The organism is Mangrovimonas yunxiaonensis, from assembly GCF_000733475.1.
GTDB lineage: Bacteria > Bacteroidota > Bacteroidia > Flavobacteriales > Flavobacteriaceae > Mangrovimonas > Mangrovimonas yunxiaonensis.
In genome coordinates, this window is the sequence record NZ_JPFK01000003.1 from 339,748 (window position 1) to 359,451 (window position 19,704).

22 protein-coding genes are annotated in these 19,704 nt (G+C 39.0%); 18 read left to right on the forward strand and 4 right to left on the reverse strand.

The window, feature by feature from the left end:
• Positions 1-169: 169 nt before the first annotated feature.
• The 18 genes from IA57_RS03660 (at position 170) to IA57_RS03740 (ending at position 17,087) form a co-directional block, all read left to right on the forward strand.
• The gene (locus IA57_RS03660; protein ID WP_036119302.1) at positions 170-1,102 is read left to right on the forward strand and encodes a bifunctional riboflavin kinase/FAD synthetase; all 933 of its coding nucleotides are present in this window, start codon (positions 170-172) and stop codon (positions 1,100-1,102) included.
• On the forward strand, positions 1,095-2,402 hold the full coding sequence (locus IA57_RS03665) for an HTTM domain-containing protein (protein WP_036119305.1): 1,308 nt from the start codon (positions 1,095-1,097) through the stop codon (positions 2,400-2,402). Before IA57_RS03660 ends, IA57_RS03665 begins: the two co-directional genes overlap by 8 nt.
• 61 nt (positions 2,403-2,463) lie before the next feature.
• The gene (serS, locus tag IA57_RS03670; protein WP_036119307.1) at positions 2,464-3,735 is read left to right on the forward strand and encodes a serine--tRNA ligase; all 1,272 of its coding nucleotides are present in this window, start codon (positions 2,464-2,466) and stop codon (positions 3,733-3,735) included.
• 131 nt (positions 3,736-3,866) lie between these two features.
• Positions 3,867-3,998 (forward strand): hypothetical protein, encoded by a 132-nt coding sequence (locus tag IA57_RS12745; protein ID WP_262493260.1) that lies wholly within the window; start codon positions 3,867-3,869, stop codon positions 3,996-3,998.
• Positions 3,999-4,142: 144 nt separating this feature from the next.
• Positions 4,143-5,927, forward strand: coding sequence for a tetratricopeptide repeat protein (locus IA57_RS03675; protein WP_036119310.1), 1,785 nt, complete (start codon positions 4,143-4,145; stop codon positions 5,925-5,927).
• A 6-nt stretch (positions 5,928-5,933) separates the two neighbouring features.
• Positions 5,934-6,443, forward strand: a complete 510-nt coding sequence (locus tag IA57_RS03680; protein ID WP_036119312.1) for a GNAT family N-acetyltransferase — start codon at positions 5,934-5,936, stop codon at positions 6,441-6,443.
• Between the two features lie 2 nt (positions 6,444-6,445).
• Positions 6,446-6,769, forward strand: coding sequence for a DUF4286 family protein (locus IA57_RS03685; RefSeq protein WP_036119315.1), 324 nt, complete (start codon positions 6,446-6,448; stop codon positions 6,767-6,769).
• A 69-nt stretch (positions 6,770-6,838) separates the two neighbouring features.
• Positions 6,839-7,621 (forward strand): 16S rRNA (adenine(1518)-N(6)/adenine(1519)-N(6))-dimethyltransferase RsmA, encoded by a 783-nt coding sequence (gene rsmA / locus IA57_RS03690; RefSeq protein ID WP_036119316.1) that lies wholly within the window; start codon positions 6,839-6,841, stop codon positions 7,619-7,621.
• 33 nt (positions 7,622-7,654) lie between these two features.
• A complete protein-coding gene (mgtE, locus tag IA57_RS03695; RefSeq protein ID WP_036119541.1) occupies positions 7,655-9,004 on the forward strand; it encodes a magnesium transporter in 1,350 nt (449 codons plus the stop codon).
• Positions 9,005-9,217: 213 nt separating this feature from the next.
• On the forward strand, positions 9,218-9,526 hold the full coding sequence (locus IA57_RS03700) for a helix-turn-helix domain-containing protein (protein WP_036119318.1): 309 nt from the start codon (positions 9,218-9,220) through the stop codon (positions 9,524-9,526).
• Entirely contained in the window at positions 9,516-10,754 is a 1,239-nt protein-coding gene (locus IA57_RS03705) for a DNA cytosine methyltransferase (RefSeq protein WP_036119320.1), read from the forward strand. The genes IA57_RS03700 and IA57_RS03705 overlap by 11 nt, the downstream gene beginning before the upstream one ends.
• Positions 10,747-12,132, forward strand: coding sequence for a Sau3AI family type II restriction endonuclease (locus tag IA57_RS03710; protein ID WP_036119321.1), 1,386 nt, complete (start codon positions 10,747-10,749; stop codon positions 12,130-12,132). Before IA57_RS03705 ends, IA57_RS03710 begins: the two co-directional genes overlap by 8 nt.
• 23 nt (positions 12,133-12,155) lie before the next feature.
• Entirely contained in the window at positions 12,156-13,097 is a 942-nt protein-coding gene (locus tag IA57_RS03715) for a 2-hydroxyacid dehydrogenase (RefSeq protein ID WP_036119323.1), read from the forward strand.
• 82 nt (positions 13,098-13,179) lie between these two features.
• Positions 13,180-14,925 carry a tetratricopeptide repeat protein gene (locus IA57_RS03720; RefSeq protein ID WP_036119325.1) on the forward strand — a complete coding sequence of 582 codons (1,746 nt, stop codon included), beginning with the start codon at positions 13,180-13,182 and terminating at the stop codon, positions 14,923-14,925.
• Positions 14,926-15,104: 179 nt separating this feature from the next.
• The gene (locus tag IA57_RS03725; RefSeq protein WP_036119328.1) at positions 15,105-15,629 is read left to right on the forward strand and encodes a hypothetical protein; all 525 of its coding nucleotides are present in this window, start codon (positions 15,105-15,107) and stop codon (positions 15,627-15,629) included.
• Positions 15,630-15,758: 129 nt separating this feature from the next.
• Positions 15,759-16,217, forward strand: coding sequence for a DUF1801 domain-containing protein (locus IA57_RS03730; RefSeq protein WP_036119330.1), 459 nt, complete (start codon positions 15,759-15,761; stop codon positions 16,215-16,217).
• A 47-nt stretch (positions 16,218-16,264) separates the two neighbouring features.
• The gene (locus tag IA57_RS03735; RefSeq protein WP_036119331.1) at positions 16,265-16,651 is read left to right on the forward strand and encodes a VOC family protein; all 387 of its coding nucleotides are present in this window, start codon (positions 16,265-16,267) and stop codon (positions 16,649-16,651) included.
• Between the two features lie 55 nt (positions 16,652-16,706).
• Positions 16,707-17,087: a hypothetical protein gene (locus IA57_RS03740; protein WP_036119333.1), complete on the forward strand. Its 381-nt coding sequence runs from the start codon at positions 16,707-16,709 to the stop codon at positions 17,085-17,087.
• 52 nt (positions 17,088-17,139) lie between these two features.
• On the opposite strand, the gene arsB is transcribed toward IA57_RS03740, so the two are convergent.
• From arsB to IA57_RS03760, 4 genes are read right to left on the reverse strand one after another with little or no spacing between them, the layout of a single operon-like run.
• Positions 17,140-18,177 carry an ACR3 family arsenite efflux transporter gene (gene arsB / locus IA57_RS03745; protein ID WP_036119336.1) on the reverse strand — a complete coding sequence of 346 codons (1,038 nt, stop codon included), beginning with the start codon at positions 18,175-18,177 and terminating at the stop codon, positions 17,140-17,142.
• Positions 18,178-18,179: 2 nt separating this feature from the next.
• Positions 18,180-18,791, reverse strand: coding sequence for an arsenate-mycothiol transferase ArsC (locus IA57_RS03750; protein WP_036119338.1), 612 nt, complete (start codon positions 18,789-18,791; stop codon positions 18,180-18,182).
• A 15-nt stretch (positions 18,792-18,806) separates the two neighbouring features.
• Complete coding sequence (locus IA57_RS03755) at positions 18,807-19,274, reverse strand: DUF6428 family protein (protein WP_036119339.1); 468 nt, start codon at positions 19,272-19,274, stop codon at positions 18,807-18,809.
• Between the two features lie 50 nt (positions 19,275-19,324).
• Positions 19,325-19,657 carry an ArsR/SmtB family transcription factor gene (locus IA57_RS03760; RefSeq protein WP_036119545.1) on the reverse strand — a complete coding sequence of 111 codons (333 nt, stop codon included), beginning with the start codon at positions 19,655-19,657 and terminating at the stop codon, positions 19,325-19,327.
• Positions 19,658-19,704 lie beyond the last annotated feature (47 nt).

A 19,704-nucleotide genomic window follows, 5' to 3' on the forward strand; every position in this document is an offset into this window, starting at 1 on the left:
GTTAAAAAAATTTATAATTACCAAAAATAAAACACCTTATTTAAATATCATTATAAAAAACACAAAAGTTATCATATAAAAACAGCCTATTTCGCAATAAAGCCGCAAACTCTTACACATTTGCCCTCCGATTGTTTATTTTTGCCTTAGCCTTTTAAACACACCCAACTTGAAACAAACCAATTTAAAAGATTGCTCGTTTAAAACACCTACCGTGCTAACTATTGGCACCTTTGACGGTGTTCATATTGGACATAAAAAAATTATTGAACGTTTAATTGCAACCGCAAACAAGCAAGCGCTTACCTCTATAGTCCTAACTTTTTTCCCCCACCCAAGAATGGTCTTGCAAAAAGATGCCAACATTAAACTGCTAAACACCATTGACGAAAAGTGCGGCATTCTTGATGCCCTTGGCCTAGACCACTTAATTATAAAAGAATTTACCCAAGAGTTTTCCCGATTAACAGCAGAAGCCTTTGTGCGCGACATTTTGGTAAACAAGCTAAACATTAAAAAAATTATTATTGGCTACGACCACCATTTTGGAAGAAATAGGACTGCAAACATTAACGATCTAAGGGCCTTTGGTAAAACCTACCATTTTGAGGTTGAAGAAATAAGCGCCCAGGATATTAACGAGGTTGCGGTAAGCTCGACAAAAATAAGGCAAGCACTAATAACTGGCGACATTAAAACAGCCAATGCCTATTTGGGCTACAACTACATGCTTAACGGCACAGTAATTAAAGGCAAATCGCTAGGCAGCAAACTAGGGTTCCCTACGGCAAACATTCAAATTAAGGAAACCTATAAGCTAATTCCAAAAGATGGGGTTTATGTTGTAAAAGCACTTGTAAACGACAACTGGGCTTATGGTATGATGAACATAGGCAGCAACCCTACCGTAGAAACCTCGAACAAACAATTTATCGAGGCACATTTTTTCAATTTTAAGGAAACCCTTTACAACCAACAACTAACCATCGAAATCTTACACAGGATAAGAGATGAAAAAAAATTCGACTCTGTACACGCGCTAAAAACACAATTACAGCAAGACCAAAAAACAGCAGAAGATTTCCTGAAAACCCATGAATAACATCCTTTTTAAACATATCGACAACAGCCCACTTATTGTCTTCAGGATAATTTTTGGGCTGTTGTGCTTTCTAGAATCGGTGGGGGCCATTTTTACCGGCTGGGTAAAACGCACGCTTATCGCACCCGATTTTACCTTTTCGTTTATTGGACTGGAATGGCTCCAACCCTTGCCAGAGCACCTTATGTACGCGTATTATGTGCTTATGGGCGTTTTTGGGTTTTGTATTATGCTGGGTTACAAATACAGATTAAGCACCCTGATGTTTACCCTTATGTGGGCCGCTACATATTTTATGCAAAAAGCTTCCTACAACAACCATTACTACTTATTAATTATTTTAAGTGCCATAATGGTTTTTCTACCAGCCAACAGATACCTTGCCTTAGACGCAAAACACAACCCAAACATAAAACAGCTCTCTATGCCGCAGTGGTGCAGCTGGGTGTTTATTATTCAAATGTTTATTGTTTACACTTACGGTGCTATTGCCAAAGTGTACCCAGATTGGCTAGACACCTCTGTTATAGAACTTATGATGGCATCCAAAAAACATTACTACCTCATAGGCGACCTCCTGCAACAAAAATGGGTGCATTACTTTCTGGCCTATGGCGGTATTTTATTTGACGGGCTGGTTATCCCATTATTACTATTTAAACCAACACGAAAACTGGCGTTTTTCGCTTCGATTTTTTTCCATTTGTTTAACTCCATCGTTTTTCAAGTAGGTATTTTCCCATATTTATCCTTAGCCTTTGCTTTGTTCTTCTTCTCGCCGGAAACCATTAGAAACATTTTCTTAAAAAAGAAACCGTTATATACAGCGGGTAGCGTTATTGTTCCTGCTTACAACAAACCACTAATAGCATTATTTGCCATTCACTTCTTAATTCAACTGGCCTTGCCTTTAAGGCATCATCTTATTAAAGACGATGTGCTTTGGACCGAAGAAGGCCACCGCATGTCTTGGCGCATGATGTTACGCTCCAAACACGGAGTAGCACAATATGTTGTTATGGATAAGGCCACCCAAAAAAAAGAATCCATAACGCTCTCAGACTACCTAAGTCCTAAACAAATTAGACTGGTCTCATCAAAACCCGATGTTATTTGGCAATTCGCACAGCACCTCAAAAAAAGCTATGCCCAAGCAGGCAAAGACATTGCCGTTTATGTAGAATGCCAAGTAAGTATTAATGGGAAACCCTACAAACCACTTGTAGACCATAACGTTGATTTGGCCTCGGTAAAATGGGACCCTTTTAGGCACAGCCCTTGGTTACTTCCTTCAAAATAAGTCCCCTTTTATTTAAAAAACTTGTTACTTTTGTTTTCAAAATTCCTTATAAAGCAAAAGCATGTTACAAGTACCTTACATTAGAGAGCACAAGCAATACGTTATAGACGCATTAAAAAAGCGCCATCTTGATGCTACCGAAATGATCGAGCAAGTCTTACAATTAGATGAAGACCGCCGAAAAACACAAACCAATCTAGACAACACCCTAGCCGAATCGAACACCTTATCGAAAGAAATTGGCCAGTTATTCAAGTCTGGTCAGGCAGACCAGGCCAACGAAATAAAAGAAAAAACCGCTGCTTTAAAGGAAGAATCCAAAACGCTATCAGAAACCTTAAACAACATATCACAGCAATTAAACACCTTGTTGTACACCATTCCCAATGTACCACACCCATCGGTACCAGAGGGCAATACAGATGAAGACAACGAAGAAGTGTTTAGAAAAGGCAACATTCCTACTTTAGGCGACCATGCACTGCCACACTGGGAGCTTGCAAAAAAGTACGACATCATTAATTTCGAGCTAGGCACCAAGATTACAGGAGCTGGATTTCCTGTTTATAAAGGCAAAGGCGCCAAATTACAACGGGCTTTAATTGCCTATTTTATAGACAAAAACACGGCTGCTGGCTATACCGAATACCAACTCCCCCTTTTAATTAACGAAGCATCGGGATTTGGCACCGGGCAACTACCAGACAAGGAAGGCCAAATGTACCATGTTACAGAAGACGATTTGTACCTGATACCAACCTCTGAAGTTCCTGGAACCAACATTTTTAGAGATGTTATTTTAAACGAAAACGAACTTCCTATTGGCATTACGGGGTATACACCATGCTTTAGGCGCGAAGCGGGCAGCTATGGTGCCCATGTGCGCGGACTAAACCGCTTGCACCAATTTGACAAAGTTGAAATCCTTCGTGTAGAGCACCCTAACAATTCCTATAAGGCCTTAGACGATATGGTAGATCATGTAAAAACCATACTGGACGACCTTAAATTGCCCTACAGGATTTTACGCCTTTGTGGTGGCGACCTTGGGTTTACCTCGGCCCTTACTTACGATTTCGAAGTGTTCTCTACAGCACAAGATCGCTGGTTGGAAATTTCTTCGGTATCTAATTTCGAAACCTTTCAGGCCAACCGCCTTAAACTAAGGTATAAAACACCTGAAGGCAAAAAGGAGCTTGCCCACACATTAAATGGTAGCTCACTAGCCTTGCCGCGGGTTTTAGCTGGTATTTTAGAAAATTACCAAACAGCAGATGGCATAAAAATCCCAGAAGTACTAGTGCCCTACACTGGCTTTGACATGATCAATTAACTTGTAGGATTTTTCCCTTTTTTAAGATGAAACGCAAAAAAATCGGTTATTTTGTCGATTTTTTTGCGTTTTATTTGGTTGTTCCCTTTATTTTACAGAAGTTAGTTAACAAATTATAACCTACTTTGTTAATGAAAAACCTGAAACGCCTTTTCCTTCTAGCCGCATTGGCTTTTTTGGCTGGGAAAGTTTTGTCTTCCGACTTTGACTTTGATTTCGATAAATCGGATAACAAAACCGCTGCCATTTCTGCCGAAAAGTAGCACGTAAAGCAAGCCCCAAATTACTTCGTCTTTACGTAACCTTTGCCCATCTGTTGGGCAACAGCTAGACTTTGGGTTAATTTTTATCAAAATTTTCACAAGATCCCGAGTCTCATTGTTTATATTTATTCCATAAAACAATTCATGAGACTTCTATTGCTTCTTTTATGCTGTTCCATCCAACTTGGGTTTGCCCAGGACGAGGATTTATTGGCTAAAGAATACTATAAAAATGGGGCCTTCGAGAAAGCCATCATCTCATACCAAAACCTCCTTAAAAAGGCGCCAACCAACAACAATTACTTGCTTGCCTTGGTTAAGTCGCACCAACAATTAGAACAGTTTACCGCCGCCCAAGAACTGCTAAGCAGTCAATTGGAAAAAATCACCTATCCGCCATTGTTTATTGAACTAGGTTTTAACTACCAACTTCAAAACAAACAAAACAAAGCCCTAGAAAATTACGATAAAGCCTTAAGCTTTATTGACGAAAACCCGCGTTACGCCTACATTATTGGCAGAACCTTTGAAGATAGGTCGCTTTTAGATTACGCCATTACCACCTACCAAAATGCCATGACCCTTAATCCCGATTTAAAATTCCACGTGCAACTGGCCAGGATTTATGGTGAAAAGGGTGCTATAGAAGACATGTTTAACAGTTATCTGGATTTTTTAAACAACAACCTTAACGCATCGTACTTAAGCAACATTAAACGTGCTTTTAATGACTTTATCAGTGAAAACCCTGAACACGAAAACAATCAAATCCTAAGAAAAATCCTCCTAAAAAAACTACAGGAAAGCCCAAACTTATTATGGAACGAAATGTTAAGCTGGCTTTTTATCCAACAAAAAGACTACAACAAAGCGTTTATGCAAGAAAAGGCCATTTTTGCCAGAAATCCCGAAAGTTTAGGACGCATTCTGGAGCTTGCCAACAACACCAAAGAGGATCAACAATACAATACGGCCATTAAGGTTTTTACCTACATAACCGAAACCGCCCAAGATGCCGAAACCATTCTAGAGGCCGAAAACAGCCTGATTACTCTTAAAACCCAACTAGCAGACAAACAAGAATACAGTCACATCGACAAAAAATACCAAGCCCTGTTTAACACCTACGGCAAATTTACATCAACCCTAGAACTGCAGCTGTCGTATGCCCATTTTCTGGCATTCAATCAAAACGAAACCCAACGCGCCATTAATCTGCTAAGGGAAAGCCTTAGCTTGCCATTAAATAAGTTTCAAGAAGCAAAAGTTAAATTAGCCTTAGGCGACATCTTGGTTTTTGAAGAAAAATTTAACGAAGCCTTGATTTATTTTTCCCAAATACAAAAAGCCCTAAAAAACAACCCCATTTCGCAGGAAGCCCGGTTTAAAGTAGCCCAAACCAGCTATTATAAAGGCGATTTTAAATGGGCAGAATCCCAATTAAAAATCCTTAAATCCTCAACCACACAACTTATTGCTAACGATGCCCTAAACCTCATGTTGCTCATTACAGATAATAAGTATGAAGATTCCACCCAAACAGCACTAAAACTCTATGCCAAAGCCGATCTAATGGCCTACCAAAACAAAACCACCGAGGCCATTGCCTTACTGGATAAAATCTTATTAGAACACCCAGGCAAAAGCATTCAAGATCAAGCCCTGTTTAAGCAAGCAACCCTGTTCGAAAAAACCAAACAATACGACAAAGCCGTAGCAAATTACCTGAACATTATCTCTCAGTATAGCGACGACATTCTCGCAGACGATGCCTATTATTTTTTAGCACAACTGTATTACCTCACTCTAGAAGCACCCGAAAAGGCCAAACCTCTTTACGAAAAAATTATTTTTAATTACCAAGACAGCATTTACTTTGTCGAGGCCAGAAAAACCTATCGCCTGCTACGGGGCGATGCCATTAACTAGCACCCTATGATTGTTGCCGAAACGCCACGCCTAATCATTTCGACTTTCACCACAGCCGATGCCCCTTTTTTAATATCCCTATTAAACACCCCCAGCTACTTAAAATATGTTGGCGACAAAAACATAAAAACATTAACGGCTGCTAAAAACCACATTAAAGAACGCCATCTTAAAAGTTATAAAGAACACGGTTTTGGGTTTTACAAGCTGCAACTTAAAACAACGCAGGAAACTATTGGCAGCTGCGGTCTTGCCAGAAGGGCAGAACTAGACCATGTAGATTTAGGCTTTGCGTTTTTACCAGAACACGAAGGCCATGGCTATGGCCACGAAGCTTCATTAAAAATCATGCAGCTGGCCAAAACACAATTCAACTTAAAAAAACTTGTGGCAATTACGCTACCAACCAACCAAAACTCCATAAAGCTTATTACAAAATTAGGGTTTGCACTTGAAAAAAAGGTAAAACCCTTTGAAGACGACGAAGAACTTCTGTTATTTGCAAAAACTTTGTAGTTATGATTATTTACAACGTTACCGTAAATGTAGATGCCAGCATTCATGAGCAATGGCTTAACTGGATAAAAGCCCACATCCCATTAGTTCTGGCAACAGGACATTTTACCGAGGCCAAACTAACCAAAGTACTGGTTGAAGAAGAACTGGGCGGTACCACCTACTCCATACAATACCGCGCAAAATCCAGAGAAGCACTAGACCTTTACTACAAACATCACGCAGAAGCCCTTCGCCAAGATGGCCTAAAACAATTTGCAGATAAAATGCTAGCTTTTAGAACAGAACTAGAGGTTATTGACGAATTTTCTGTAACTTTCAACTAATTGTCTTTCTGTGGCACCCCACATCCCTTTTTTGACAATTAAAATTCAAAACCAATCGCAAACTGGCTTATGGCAAACAACAACCAAGTTCGTGCAAAAAAACACCTCGGGCAGCATTTCCTAAACGACGAAAATATTGCTAAAAAAATAGCCGACACCCTATCGCTAGAGGGTTATAAAAATGTTTTGGAAATAGGCCCCGGCATGGGCGTGCTCACAAAATATCTATTAAAAAAAGACATCACAACCTACGTGATAGAAATCGATACCGAATCGGTAGCCTACTTAAAAAACAACTACCTTAACCTTGCCAATAGGGTTATCGAGCAAGATTTCCTAAAATACGACATCACAGAGGTCTTTAACGACCAACCCTTTGCCATTATAGGAAATTTCCCCTACAACATCTCCTCGCAAATTGTGTTTAAAATGTTGGACATGCGAGACCAAATACCAGAATTTTCGGGTATGTTTCAAAAAGAAGTCGCCCAACGTATTTGCGAGAAAGCAGGCAGCAAAACCTACGGCATCCTATCGGTTTTAGTACAAGCCTTTTACAATGCCACCTACTTATTTACCGTTCCTCCAACGGTCTTTAACCCCCCACCAAAGGTCGACTCTGGCGTTTTAATCTTAAAAAGAAAGCCCGACTACACCCTCCCTTGCAACGAAAAATTGTTTTTTAGGGTGGTAAAACAAGCCTTTCAGCAACGCCGAAAAACATTGCGTAACAGTTTAAAAACATTCAATTTAAACGATAATTTAAAAGCAAATGCTATATTTGGCAAGCGTCCAGAGCAATTAAGCGTTCAGGAATTTATCATGTTAACCCAAGCCATCGAAAACCAATAAACCATTTTTCATTTGTCTGAAGAGAGAGAGCACATACAATTCGAACTTACAACAGAACTTGTAACACAAGTAGAACAGCTTATTGAACAACATAACGATAAAGCCTTAAAACAGCTGTTGCAGGACTTTCACTATGCCGATATTGCCGAAATCCTGGACGAATTGCACCTTAAGGAAGCCATGTACATCATTAAGCTTCTCGATTCTGAAACCACTTCAGAAGTGCTTATGGAACTCGATGAGGACAACCGCGAAAAAGTCCTCGAAAACCTCTCCATTAAAGAAATTGCCGAAGAGGTTGAAGAACTCGACACCGACGATGCCGCCGATATTATTGCCGAACTTCCCGAAGAACGCCGCCAAGCGGTTATCTCTAACATTGAAGACGCCGAGCACCAAGCCGAAATTAAAGAACTCCTCGCTTACGACCAAGACACCGCCGGTGGACTCATGGCCAAAGAGCTTGTAAAAGTATACGAAACCTGGACCGTAGCCGGTTGCCTACGTCGCATTCGCGGCCAAGCCAAAGAGGTTACCAGAGTGCACTCCATTTACGTAGTTACCAAAGACGAAAAACTTATTGGACGCTTATCGTTAAAAGACCTTATTACGGCCAAAAACGAACAAAAAATTGCCGACATCTACATCTCCAATGTCGACTTTGTGTACGTAGACGAAGATGTCGAAGAAGTTGCCAGAGTCATGCAAAAATACGACCTCGAAGCCATTCCGGTTATAGACCAGAACAAAACACTACTAGGCCGTATTACCATCGATGATATTGTTGATGTTATTCGCGAAGAAGCCGATAAAGACTACCAATTGGCCGCAGGTATCTCGCAAGATGTCGAGGCCGACGACAGCATCTGGCAGCTTACCCGTGCCCGCTTACCTTGGCTGGTTTTAGGCCTTTTTGGCGGTTTGGGCAGTGTGTTTATCATGGAAGGCTACGAAGACGCCCTAAACCATTACAAAGAGCTCTTTTTCTTTACCCCGCTTATTGCCGCCATGGCAGGCAATGTTGGCGTGCAATCCAGCGCCATTATTGTACAAGGTCTGGCTAACGATGTGGTTAAAGGCAGCCTGCTTAGCCGTTTGCTTAAAGAAATTGGCCTAAGCCTTATAAACGGAGCCGTATTGGGCATTTTGGTCATCCTTTTTGGCCAACTCATGGGCATGCCGCTCAAGTTTAGCTTGACCATAGCCATTTCAATGATGTCGGTTATTATTATCGCCGCCCTAATTGGCACCTTTGTCCCCATTATTTTAGACAAACGCGGCATCGATCCCGCCATTGCTACCGGGCCGTTTATAACCACTAGCAACGATATTTTTGGTATTTTTCTGTTTTTCTATATCGCCAAACTTATCCTGGGGTTTTAAAAGGGCGTTCCCCTATGGGTCGCGCTTTCGCCAGTCGCTTTTTTCCCTAAAAAAGAGCTCCAACAAAGGCGCAATCGCTAACGCAAAACTTCGTAAGTTTACAATTTCTAACTTGGTTATTTAAAATTACACCAAAAAATCAATCTAATTTAAACAGAAAAATCAAAATTTTTATTAAATTTGGACAATATTTGTCTAAAACTTTTTTGACCAATGAAAACATTAGGTGAAACTTTAAAATGTGCAAGAGAGGAAAAAGAAATGATTCTGCGAAAAGTTGCGGCTGAAGTAGATATTGACCAATCTCTGATAAGTAAATTTGAAAAGAATGAGCGAAAACCAACAATGGAACAACTCGTTAGGCTTGCAAAATTTTATGCCCTTTCAGAAAGTGATCTGATTATAAATTGGTATTCAGAAAAAATTGCAGATAAATTAAAATACACAGAATCAACTTCTGAAATACTAAAAGTAGCGGAAGAAAAAATTAAATATTATAAAACTCAAGCAAATGAAAAATAAGACATTAAAAGTAGCAGAATTGTTTGCAGGAGTAGGTGGTTTCCGTCTTGGACTTGAAAAAAGTAATTACAAAATTGTCTGGAGTAATCAATGGGAACCTTCAACTAAAATGCAACACGCTTCAATGGTTTATGAAGCAAGATTTGGTGAAGAGAATCATTCAAATCAAGATATTGCGACTGTTCCAACAGACGAAATCCCAGATCACGATTTACTTTGTGGCGGATTCCCTTGTCAAGATTATTCAGTTGCAACAACATTACACAATTCAAAAGGCTTAAAAGGTAAAAAAGGAGTGCTTTGGTGGTCAATTCACCGAATATTAGAAGAGAAAACGAACAAACCAAAATATCTTTTTTTAGAAAACGTAGATAGACTTTTAAAATCACCTGCCAAACAAAGAGGTCGAGATTTTGCCGTGATGTTACAAAGTTTAAACGAACTTGGATATGCAGTAGAATGGAGAGTAATAAATGCAGCTGAATACGGAATGCCTCAAAGAAGGAGAAGAGTTTTCTTTATTGGCTATCACAAATCAACAGAAATATATAAAAGACTTAAAAAAGCAGACAAAATTGATTGGTTAATAAAAGAAGGAACAATTGCAAATGCTTTTCCTGTTAACAATACGAACTCAATTCAAGAAATTGAACTAAAAGGAGATTTAGTAGAAATTACCAACAACTTTAACAAAACAGGTAAATTATCGCCTTTTCAAAATACAGGACTACTTGTAAACGGCAAAGTTTATACTACTAAAACAGAAGCTAGTTACGAAGGTAACTTCACAGTTTTAGGAGACATTTTGCAAAATGGAGAAGTTACGAAAGACTTTTTTATAGATGATAAAGATAAGGACAAATGGGAATATTTAAAAGGTTCAAAAACCATTGAAAGAATTTCAAGCGAAGGACATAAATACAAATATTCAGAAGGTGGAATGATTTATCCAGACGCTTTAGATAATGCTTCAAGGACAATTATAACAGGAGAAGGTGGAAAATCACCTTCAAGATTCAAACACGTAGTCGCTTCCGACAGAGGGTTGCGAAGATTAACACCAGTTGAATTAGAAAGATTAAATATGTTCCCAGACAATCACACCAAACTTGAAGGAATTACAGATACAAAACGTGCATTTTTTATGGGCAATGCGTTAGTTGTTGGTGTAATCGAAAAAATAGGAGAAGAACTTTACAAACAAATAAACCAATTTGAATATGCTTGATGTTACTTCGGCAGATTCAATAATCGAGTTTGCTAAAAAGTTGAAAGGACAGACTTTACGAGAAGCTTGTGGCGAGGAAATTGAAAAACACAATTATAAAGGAAAAGGAAATTTTGGTCAAATTTTAGAAAAATTCTATTTCGGATATGAACCAAATTCAGATGCAGAACCTGACTTTAAAGAAGCAGGGATTGAACTTAAATCAAGTCCATTAAAAACTTTGAAAAATGGAGAATTTAGGTCAAAAGAAAGACTTGTCTTAAATATTATCAATTATTTAGAAGTACATAAAGAGGACTTTGAGAATAGCTCGTTTTGGAAGAAAAATGCTCATTTACTTTTAGTGTTTTATCTGCACGATAAAGATTTAGACTTGCTTGATTACCTTATTAAATTAGTTGACGGTTGGCAATATCCAAACGAAGATTTGAAAATAATCAAACACGATTGGGAAACAATAAACCAAAAAATAAAAGACGGAAAAGCACACGAATTATCAGAAGGAGACACATTCTATCTTGGAGCTTGTACTAAAGGTTCAACAGCTTTAAAGTCCTATCGTGACCAACCTTTTAATGATGAAAAAGCAAAACAAAGAGCATATTCGCTTAAACAAGGTTATGTAAATCATATAATTGCAAATATCGCTCAAGAAGAAACTGCGGTTTACGGAAAAATTATTGAGCAACCTGAAATCCTTGATGTAGTTGAATCAATTGAAGATATTGTAATTTCAAAATTCCAACCGTTTTATGGAAAATCAGCAGAACAAATTGAACAAGAACTAGGCTTGAAATTAAATCAAAAAGCTAAAAGTTATTTTGCCAATTTGACAAACGCAATCCTCGGACTTGAACTCGGACAAAAAATTGAAGAGTTTGAAAAAGCTGATATTCAAGTAAAAACTATTCGTTTAAAAGAAAACAATTTACCAAAAGAAGATATTTCGTTTCCAACTTTTGAGTACCAAGAATTAATCGAAACTGATTGGGAAGATTCGGATTTTAAAAACATTTTGGAAAGCAAATTTTTCTTTGTTTTCTACCAGTTTGAGGGAGAAAATTTAATCTTAAGAAAGGTTAAGTTTTGGAATATGTCGCATTCAGACATTTTAGAAGCTAAATCTGTTTGGGACAAAATGAAAACAACCGTTTCTAAAGGAGAAATTGTAAAAGAAGTAACTGACAAAGGTGTCCGAAAGACTTATTTCCCAAAGAAAACGGAAAATAGAATTAGTCACGTCAGACCACACGCAAGAAATGCAGATGATACTTATGACTTACCAATTGCGGACGAACTAACGGGGTTGACTGAATTTACAAAACATTGTTTTTGGCTAAATGCTAGTTACGTGAAAGATGAAATTTATTTAAGTTAATCTAACTTAACATTATATATTAAATGAAAGTCCTACACCTCGACACCAACCACCCTTTGCTTATCGACCAACTAACAGCTTTGGGCTTTAAGAACGATGAGGATTACACCGCTACCAAACAACAAATAGAAGCCAAGCTACACCAATACGATGGCCTTGTAATTAGAAGTCGTTTTACTATAGACAAACCGTTTCTTGATGCTGCTACCAACCTTAAGTTTATTGGCCGTGTAGGTGCCGGTCTGGAAAACATCGATTGTGATTATGCTAAACGCAAGGGCATTCATTTAATATCGGCCCCAGAAGGCAACCGCAATGCTGTTGGCGAGCACGCCTTGGGCATGTTGCTATCGCTCTTTAACAAACTTAACAAAGCCGATAAAGAAGTAAGAAACGGCAAATGGCTGCGGGAAGCCAACAGAGGCCTCGAGCTTGATGGCAAAACCGTAGGGCTAATAGGCTACGGCAATATGGGAAAAGCCTTTGCCAAAAAACTACGCGGTTTCGATGTAGAAGTGCTGTGCTACGATATAAAACCTCATGTTGGCGACGAAAACTGCAAACAAGTCCCTTTAGAAACCCTGCAACAACAGGCCAATGTATTAAGTTTACACACCCCACAAACCCCCTTAACGATTAACATGGTTAATGAGGCGTTTATAAATAAATTTGCAAACCCATTTTGGCTAATCAATACGGCAAGAGGGAAAAGTGTGGTGACCTCAGACTTGGTTTCAGCCCTAAAAACTAAAAAAATCCTAGGTGCAGGACTGGATGTCCTGGAATACGAAAAGGCCTCGTTCGAGTCGTTGTTTTCCAACAACATGCCAGAGGCATTTCAATATCTTATAACTGCCGAAAACGTATTGCTAACCCCCCATGTAGCCGGGTGGACCGTTGAGAGCAAGGAAAAATTAGCACAAACCATAGTCAACAAAATAAAAGCACATTTCGTGACCCCTTGACCATCAAATTATTACCTTAAAAAAAATCGCATTACTGTAAGTTAATCCTTATATTTACAAGTACACCAACCCACTGTATGCTTTGAGGTCTTGTATTGTACTTTTATGGTTATCGTTTTTAGGCCACGCGGTATTGGCCCAACAAAACACATTAAGCAGTCAGGAGGCATTAACGCAGTTTAACCACTTATGGGAAGACATGAACCGCACCTTCCCAGAGGACGACTTTAAAACCTACCGTAGAACCTCTTTTACAGAAGCGCAACTACAAACGTACTTATCTCAATATTACCAGCTTATGGACTTGCTAAACAGTGTTACTGGGCACCACAAGCTAAAGGTAGATACCTATTTACACTTTGGCTATTGGTTTCATCAAATTGAATTCCCGCAGCAAGCCATTACCGCCTACAACCATTTTTTTGATTATTCTGCCACCTTTAGCTCCAGTCTTGAAATATTAGACCAAGAAAGCTATATAAAAAAGCAAAATTATGCCTATAGTGCCACAGCAGAAGACTATGCCAAGTTAAACCAGTTGGATAAAGCTTCGCAAATGCATTTGGCCAACATTGCTTTTTCTAAAGCATATCCCGGGATTTCCTTTCCCTCTGCCCTAAACAATTACGGGTTGTTTTTTTACTGGCACAAACACGATTTAGAGAACGCCCTTAAGTACTTTAAGGAAGCACAAAGGGCAACCTTAGACTACAACCCAAACCACACCCTTATAGGCAGTATTAGGGACAACATTGCCGATGTTTATGTAGACCAAGGGCAATATGCCTTGGCCTTGCCCCTTTACAAAACAAATTTTCATTTTTTCCAGCACACACCTATCGAAACCACCCAACAATTGGACAGCCGCCGCCTTATTAGCGCAGGTGCCCAATTGGTGTCTACCTACGTAAAACTTAACCGCATAACAGAAGCCGAAGCCACATTTAAAACCCTACAGGAAATCAAGGCGCAGCAAGACCAACAGCTGCATCCATATTCAACCATCGAAATCCTACAAGCCAAAGAGGATCTCGCATTAGGCCAGGCCAACCCTATGACTGCCTACCACGCCTCAAAAGCTATTTTAACACTGTCTGACAGCATACATGAAGCTTCGAAAAAAATTGACGAAAGATGGGTGAATGAATTTAACAAAATCACGTTCGATCGGGTGGCTTTAAACCATAAAATCGACCAAATGAACAAGGAGAGCAAAATTAAAAGCCAAAGGATTAACCTTTGGTTGTTTGCCCTGGTATTTTCCATCATCCTCATCCTTTTAGCCTCTCTCTTTGTACGAAGAAGGCAGCACCTTATCAATGCAAAAAACAAACAGCTGCTAGCCGAAAAAACGTTGGAAAACTCAACCCTAAAAGTAAAGCAACTCAACTTTAAAATCGCATCCAAAGAACGGGACTTGTCAGATTTCGCCATTAATCTGAGTCAAAACCAAGAATGGGTGGCCCTTCTGGCGCAAAAAATTGAGGCTTTAAAACAAGCTAATCAACAAGAAAAGAACAAACTGCTGGAAGACCTTGAAAATGAAATCAACAACAAGGTAACCTTCGATAAGAATACTAAAGATTTCTTTGAACGCTTAGACAAACTTAGCGATGCCTTTTACAGCAAACTTACTAACGACTTTCCTTCTTTAAGCAAAAATGAAATAAGGCTATGCTCCCTTATCCGCCTTAAAATTGACAGCAGAAGCATTGCTACACTTCAAAACATTACATTAGCATCCTTAAACACCAGCCGCTACCGCTTGCGAAAAAAATTACGATTAAAAAAGCATAAAAATCTGGACACCTTTATCCAAAATATTTAACCAATTCTCCTGCTATTGTCTATCAATTGTCTATATCCTGTTCATTATCTGTCTATACCTTTTTTAACTGAATTAATGCCTTTGTTTGTAATTTAGCCTACAGTTATCACAAGCTATTTTAACTACTCCCCTAATATACGTTATAGCAGCAATTAATTTTTTAACTTAATTCAGTTATTATGAAAACATGTATCATTGGTTTATTACTATTAGGGCTAACCAACCTAACACAAGGTCAAAACAACTTAGCGTATACAAACACGCACATAGACCATGCGCCTCAACATTACACCAGCAACGTATCCTCTCTAAAAAACAAGGCTTTTGTAACGGCCTTTAATAAAAAGGCACTTCCCATAGTGGTGCAAAAAATGCGGGATATTGCGGCGCGATTTAACATCGAGCATTTAGACTCTTACACTCAAAAGGAAAAAGCGGTTTACGATGTTGTCTTTAACGAAGGCTCTCATAAAATTGAAGCCGTATACAACCACAAAGGCGAGTTAATGGCCAGCAAAGAACACTATAAAAGCATTAGCTTGCCATATAGCATAAGCGCAAAAATAAGTCAAGAAAACCCGGGCTGGGCATTTAGCGACACCAGCTGCATGATTACTTACAAAAAATCGGAACCCAACCAAGTGGTTTACAAGGTTACCCTAAAAAAGGACCAAGAAAAAAAGACGGTTACACTAAGCATGTAACACCCATGGTTAAATAAAAAAACAGCGGTTGATTTTCAATCGCTGTTTTCATTTGTAGTGGCATTCTCCCCGCTCCTTAGATTGGTTTACTGTTCAAAATTTAGTATTTTGCCTATAAAATCTTGCAAAATGCAATACAAAGCTACCTCGCCAGAAGATTATATTAATCAGGTCCCAGAAGACAGGCAACAAGCCTTAGCAAAACTTCGGAAAACCATTGCAGACCACCTTCCTGAAGGTTTTGAGGAAGGCATACAATATGGCATGATTGGGTACTATGTGCCACATCGCAAATATCCCAACGGTTACCATTGCGATCCCAAACAACCTTTACCGTTTATGAGTTTTGCCTCGCAAAAAAACTCCATCAACCTATACCACAGTGGCCTTTATGCCGTACCAGAAATTCACGCCTGGTTTATTAACGAATACCCCAAACACTGCAAGCGTAAACTGGATATGGGCAAGAGCTGCGTTCGGTTTAAAAAACCCGACGACATTCCTTACGACTTAATCGCCGAACTTTGCAAAAAACTTACCGTAGAAGAATGGATAAACATTTACGAAACCAACATAAAAAAGACATAATACGAGTTTAACCAAAATAAGACACCCGCTTTCTCGGGTAATGGATTATGAAAAAACGCGTTACAGGCATAGGCGGTCTGTTTTTTAAAACCAACGACCCCGAAGCCACAAAAGAGTGGTATAAAAAACATTTAGGCTTTAACACCGATGCTTATGGCTGCACTTTTTGGTGGAAGGATAAAGACGGAAACGACTGCTCGACCCAATGGAGCCCATTTCCTGAAGACACCGAATATTACAACCCTTCTAAAAAGGGATTCATGTTTAACTACCGTGTAGAAAACCTTGAAACACTTTTAAAAACCTTAAAAGACGAAGGCGTTACCATTGTTGGGGAAATGGAAGAATACGACTACGGCAAGTTTGGTTGGATTATGGACAACGACGGCAATAAAATTGAACTTTGGGAACCTAAAGACAATGCTTTTTTATAAAACGACCTACTTTTTTTATTACATTTAAGGTTTGTAACCATTAAAAAAAAATAAAATGTCTGAAGAAAACAAATCAAACGATATGTTTGACGATGCCAAGCAAACCGCCAAAGATTTTTCTAACGATGCTGAAAAAGTATTGAGCGACGGCAAGAACGTTGCCATTATTGCCCACATTACATTAATTGGATGGATTATCGCCATTGTTATGAACAGCGGTGAAAAGAAAACCGAGTATGCCTCATTTTATATTAGACAAATGCTAGGCATTATTATTATTGGTTTTGTATTGAGTATGATTCCCATTATAAACATTATTGGTTGGATATTGGTACTTATCCTATGGATTATGAGCTTGGTTGGCTCGCTTAGCGGCGAGAAAAAGCCTATTTTCTTATTAGGCACTCAATTTCAAGACTGGTTTAAATCGATATAACCCACCTTTAAAAACGCATAAAGCCGCAAACTAAGTTTGCGGCTTTTCTTTTTTATTTAAAATACTTTCGTCTTAACCAAAAAGCAACCTTAACCAGCAATATTAACGCCGGCACCTCTACCAATGGCCCTATAACCCCAGCAAAGGCCTGCCCAGAGTTCAATCCGAAAACAGCAATGGCAACGGCTATTGCCAATTCAAAATTATTCCCTGCCGCAGTAAAAGCAACTGCTGTTGTTTTATCGTAATCGGCGCCCATGGCTCTGGTAACAAAAAAGCCAATAACAAACATAAGCGTGAAATACAACAACAACGGAATGGCTATAATAACAACATCCATTGGAATTTCAACTATCAATTCACCTTTTAGCGAGAACATCACGACTATGGTAAACAACAAAGCTATTAATGTTAGTGGTGAAATGGTGGGGATAAACGTGTTATTATACCACGTTTCCCCTTTTAGCTTCACTAAAATTAATCGGCTTAATATTCCTAGCAAGAAAGGCAAGCCCAAATAAATGGCCACACTCTCGGCGATGGTTGCAATAGAAATGTCTACAATAGCACCTTCAAACCCAAAATAAGGCGGTAAAACCGTAATGAAAATCCAAGCATAAAAACTATACGCAAACACCTGAAAAATACTGTTTAAAGCAACCAGTCCGGCACCGTATTCACTACTACCCTCGGCCAGATCATTCCACACCAAAACCATGGCAATGCAACGCGCCAGCCCTATTAAAATTAAGCCAAACATATACTCGGGATAATCTTGCAAGAACACCATGGCCAAAACAAACATTAAAATGGGGCCAACAACCCAATTTAACAGCAATGAAATAGACAGAATTTTTACATTCTTAAACACTTTTGGCAATAATGCATAGTTTACTTTTGCTAGTGGTGGGTACATCATTACGATTAACCCTATAGCAATAGGAATGTTGGTTGTACCTTGGCTTAAACTGTTAATTTTGTCTGGAATACTTGGCATAAAATAACCCAAGGCAACACCTATAGCCATGGCTAAAAAAATCCATAAGGTTAAGTTCTTATCTAAAAAACTGAGTGATTTTTTTGCGCTCATATTTATCGTTTAATTTGTGAAAACACATGATACATTTCTGCAGCTATTTGCAAGCTGCGCTCTTGGTATTTTTCTTCTTGAAGCGGGGTGCCATCGAACGCTTTGGGGTCGTCGTAAGTCATTGGCAAGCGGCATTCGGCCCCTGGCACAAACGGGCAACCGGCATCGGCCTGCGAACAGGTCATAACAGCTGCAAAATTACTTGCGGGGTTAAAAGCATGGTCCATTATTTTTGAAAATCCCATAATAGGCGGTTTGTTTTGGGCGTATTTTATAGCGTAAACCGGATTGCTTCCTTCTGATAATTGCTGAATATCAAACCCTGAATTTTTAAGCGTCTTTATAACCATAGGGTAAATGGCCGTTACTTGTGTACCGCCAGAATAACAAGCCACATTAGGCACCTTAAAATACGACGCTAGGGCTTGTGCCCAAATTTGCGACAGGTGGCTACGCCTAGAATTATGCGTGCAAATAAAGTTAATGTTTACATCTTGGTTATGGGTGATTTTGTCTTGAATAAAAGCTGTAAGTGGCTGTAAGGTTTGTTGTCTTTCCTTTGAAACAGGAACATCCTTCAAACCTTCAATAGCAGAGGCTAGTGCTGAAAACATATACTCTTTTTTTAATTAACAACACCCACTCTCTGGCGTACAACAACTGCTTGTTGTTTGTATTTCTGAAAGTTTCACCTTAGGCTTTTCTGGAATACCACAGGCCTCTTTCGCCAAGCAATCGGTATGTTTTGTCGTTAATAAGAGAGTCCCAGCTTCAAAATCCAATCCAAATTTTTGAATGGTGGTGCCTTGGTACTCCACTTCAACCTCAAGATCTTCCAAACCAAGCTTATCTTCAGAAAGAGTTATAATATGTACTAACTTTTCGGGGTGTAGTCTATGGTCGTAATCATTTGCACTCCACAGCTGTAAGCTAATAACACGTTCGTTGCGTATGGTTCCACCACAGTCAATAAAGTTTTTATCGATCTGCCCAACTTCGGTAACATGAAAGTGTCTTGGTACCAGCTCGCCGTTTGGCAATTTAAATGCCACTTCTTTTAAGGGCTCTAGTACGGTTTTTAATTCTGAAAGTTTCATAATCCTTATCTTTTTATTGTAATATTACGATTAAATGGTTCAAAATTTTTTTAGCAACAATCGGTTGCACAGCTCACGTCTTGATCTAAAAACGTCAATAACAACTGTTTCATTTGTGCCCAATTGGTTTTGTCTATACAATAACAAACACTGGTTCCTTCGATCGTGCCTTTAATTAATCCTAGCTGTTTCAATTCTTTTAGGTGCTGCGAGATGGTGGCCTGTGCTAAGCCTATTTCGTTCACCAAATCGCCACACACACAGCTATCTATCTTAAACAAATGCTCTAAAATAGCAACACGAGCGGGATGGCCAAACACTTTTGCCAGCTGGGCAATTTGATTCTGCTTATCGGTAAATAACTCTGACTTGGCTAAGCCCATAATTGCTTTATCGTTTAATTGCAATATTACGATAAATGATGTTTTAG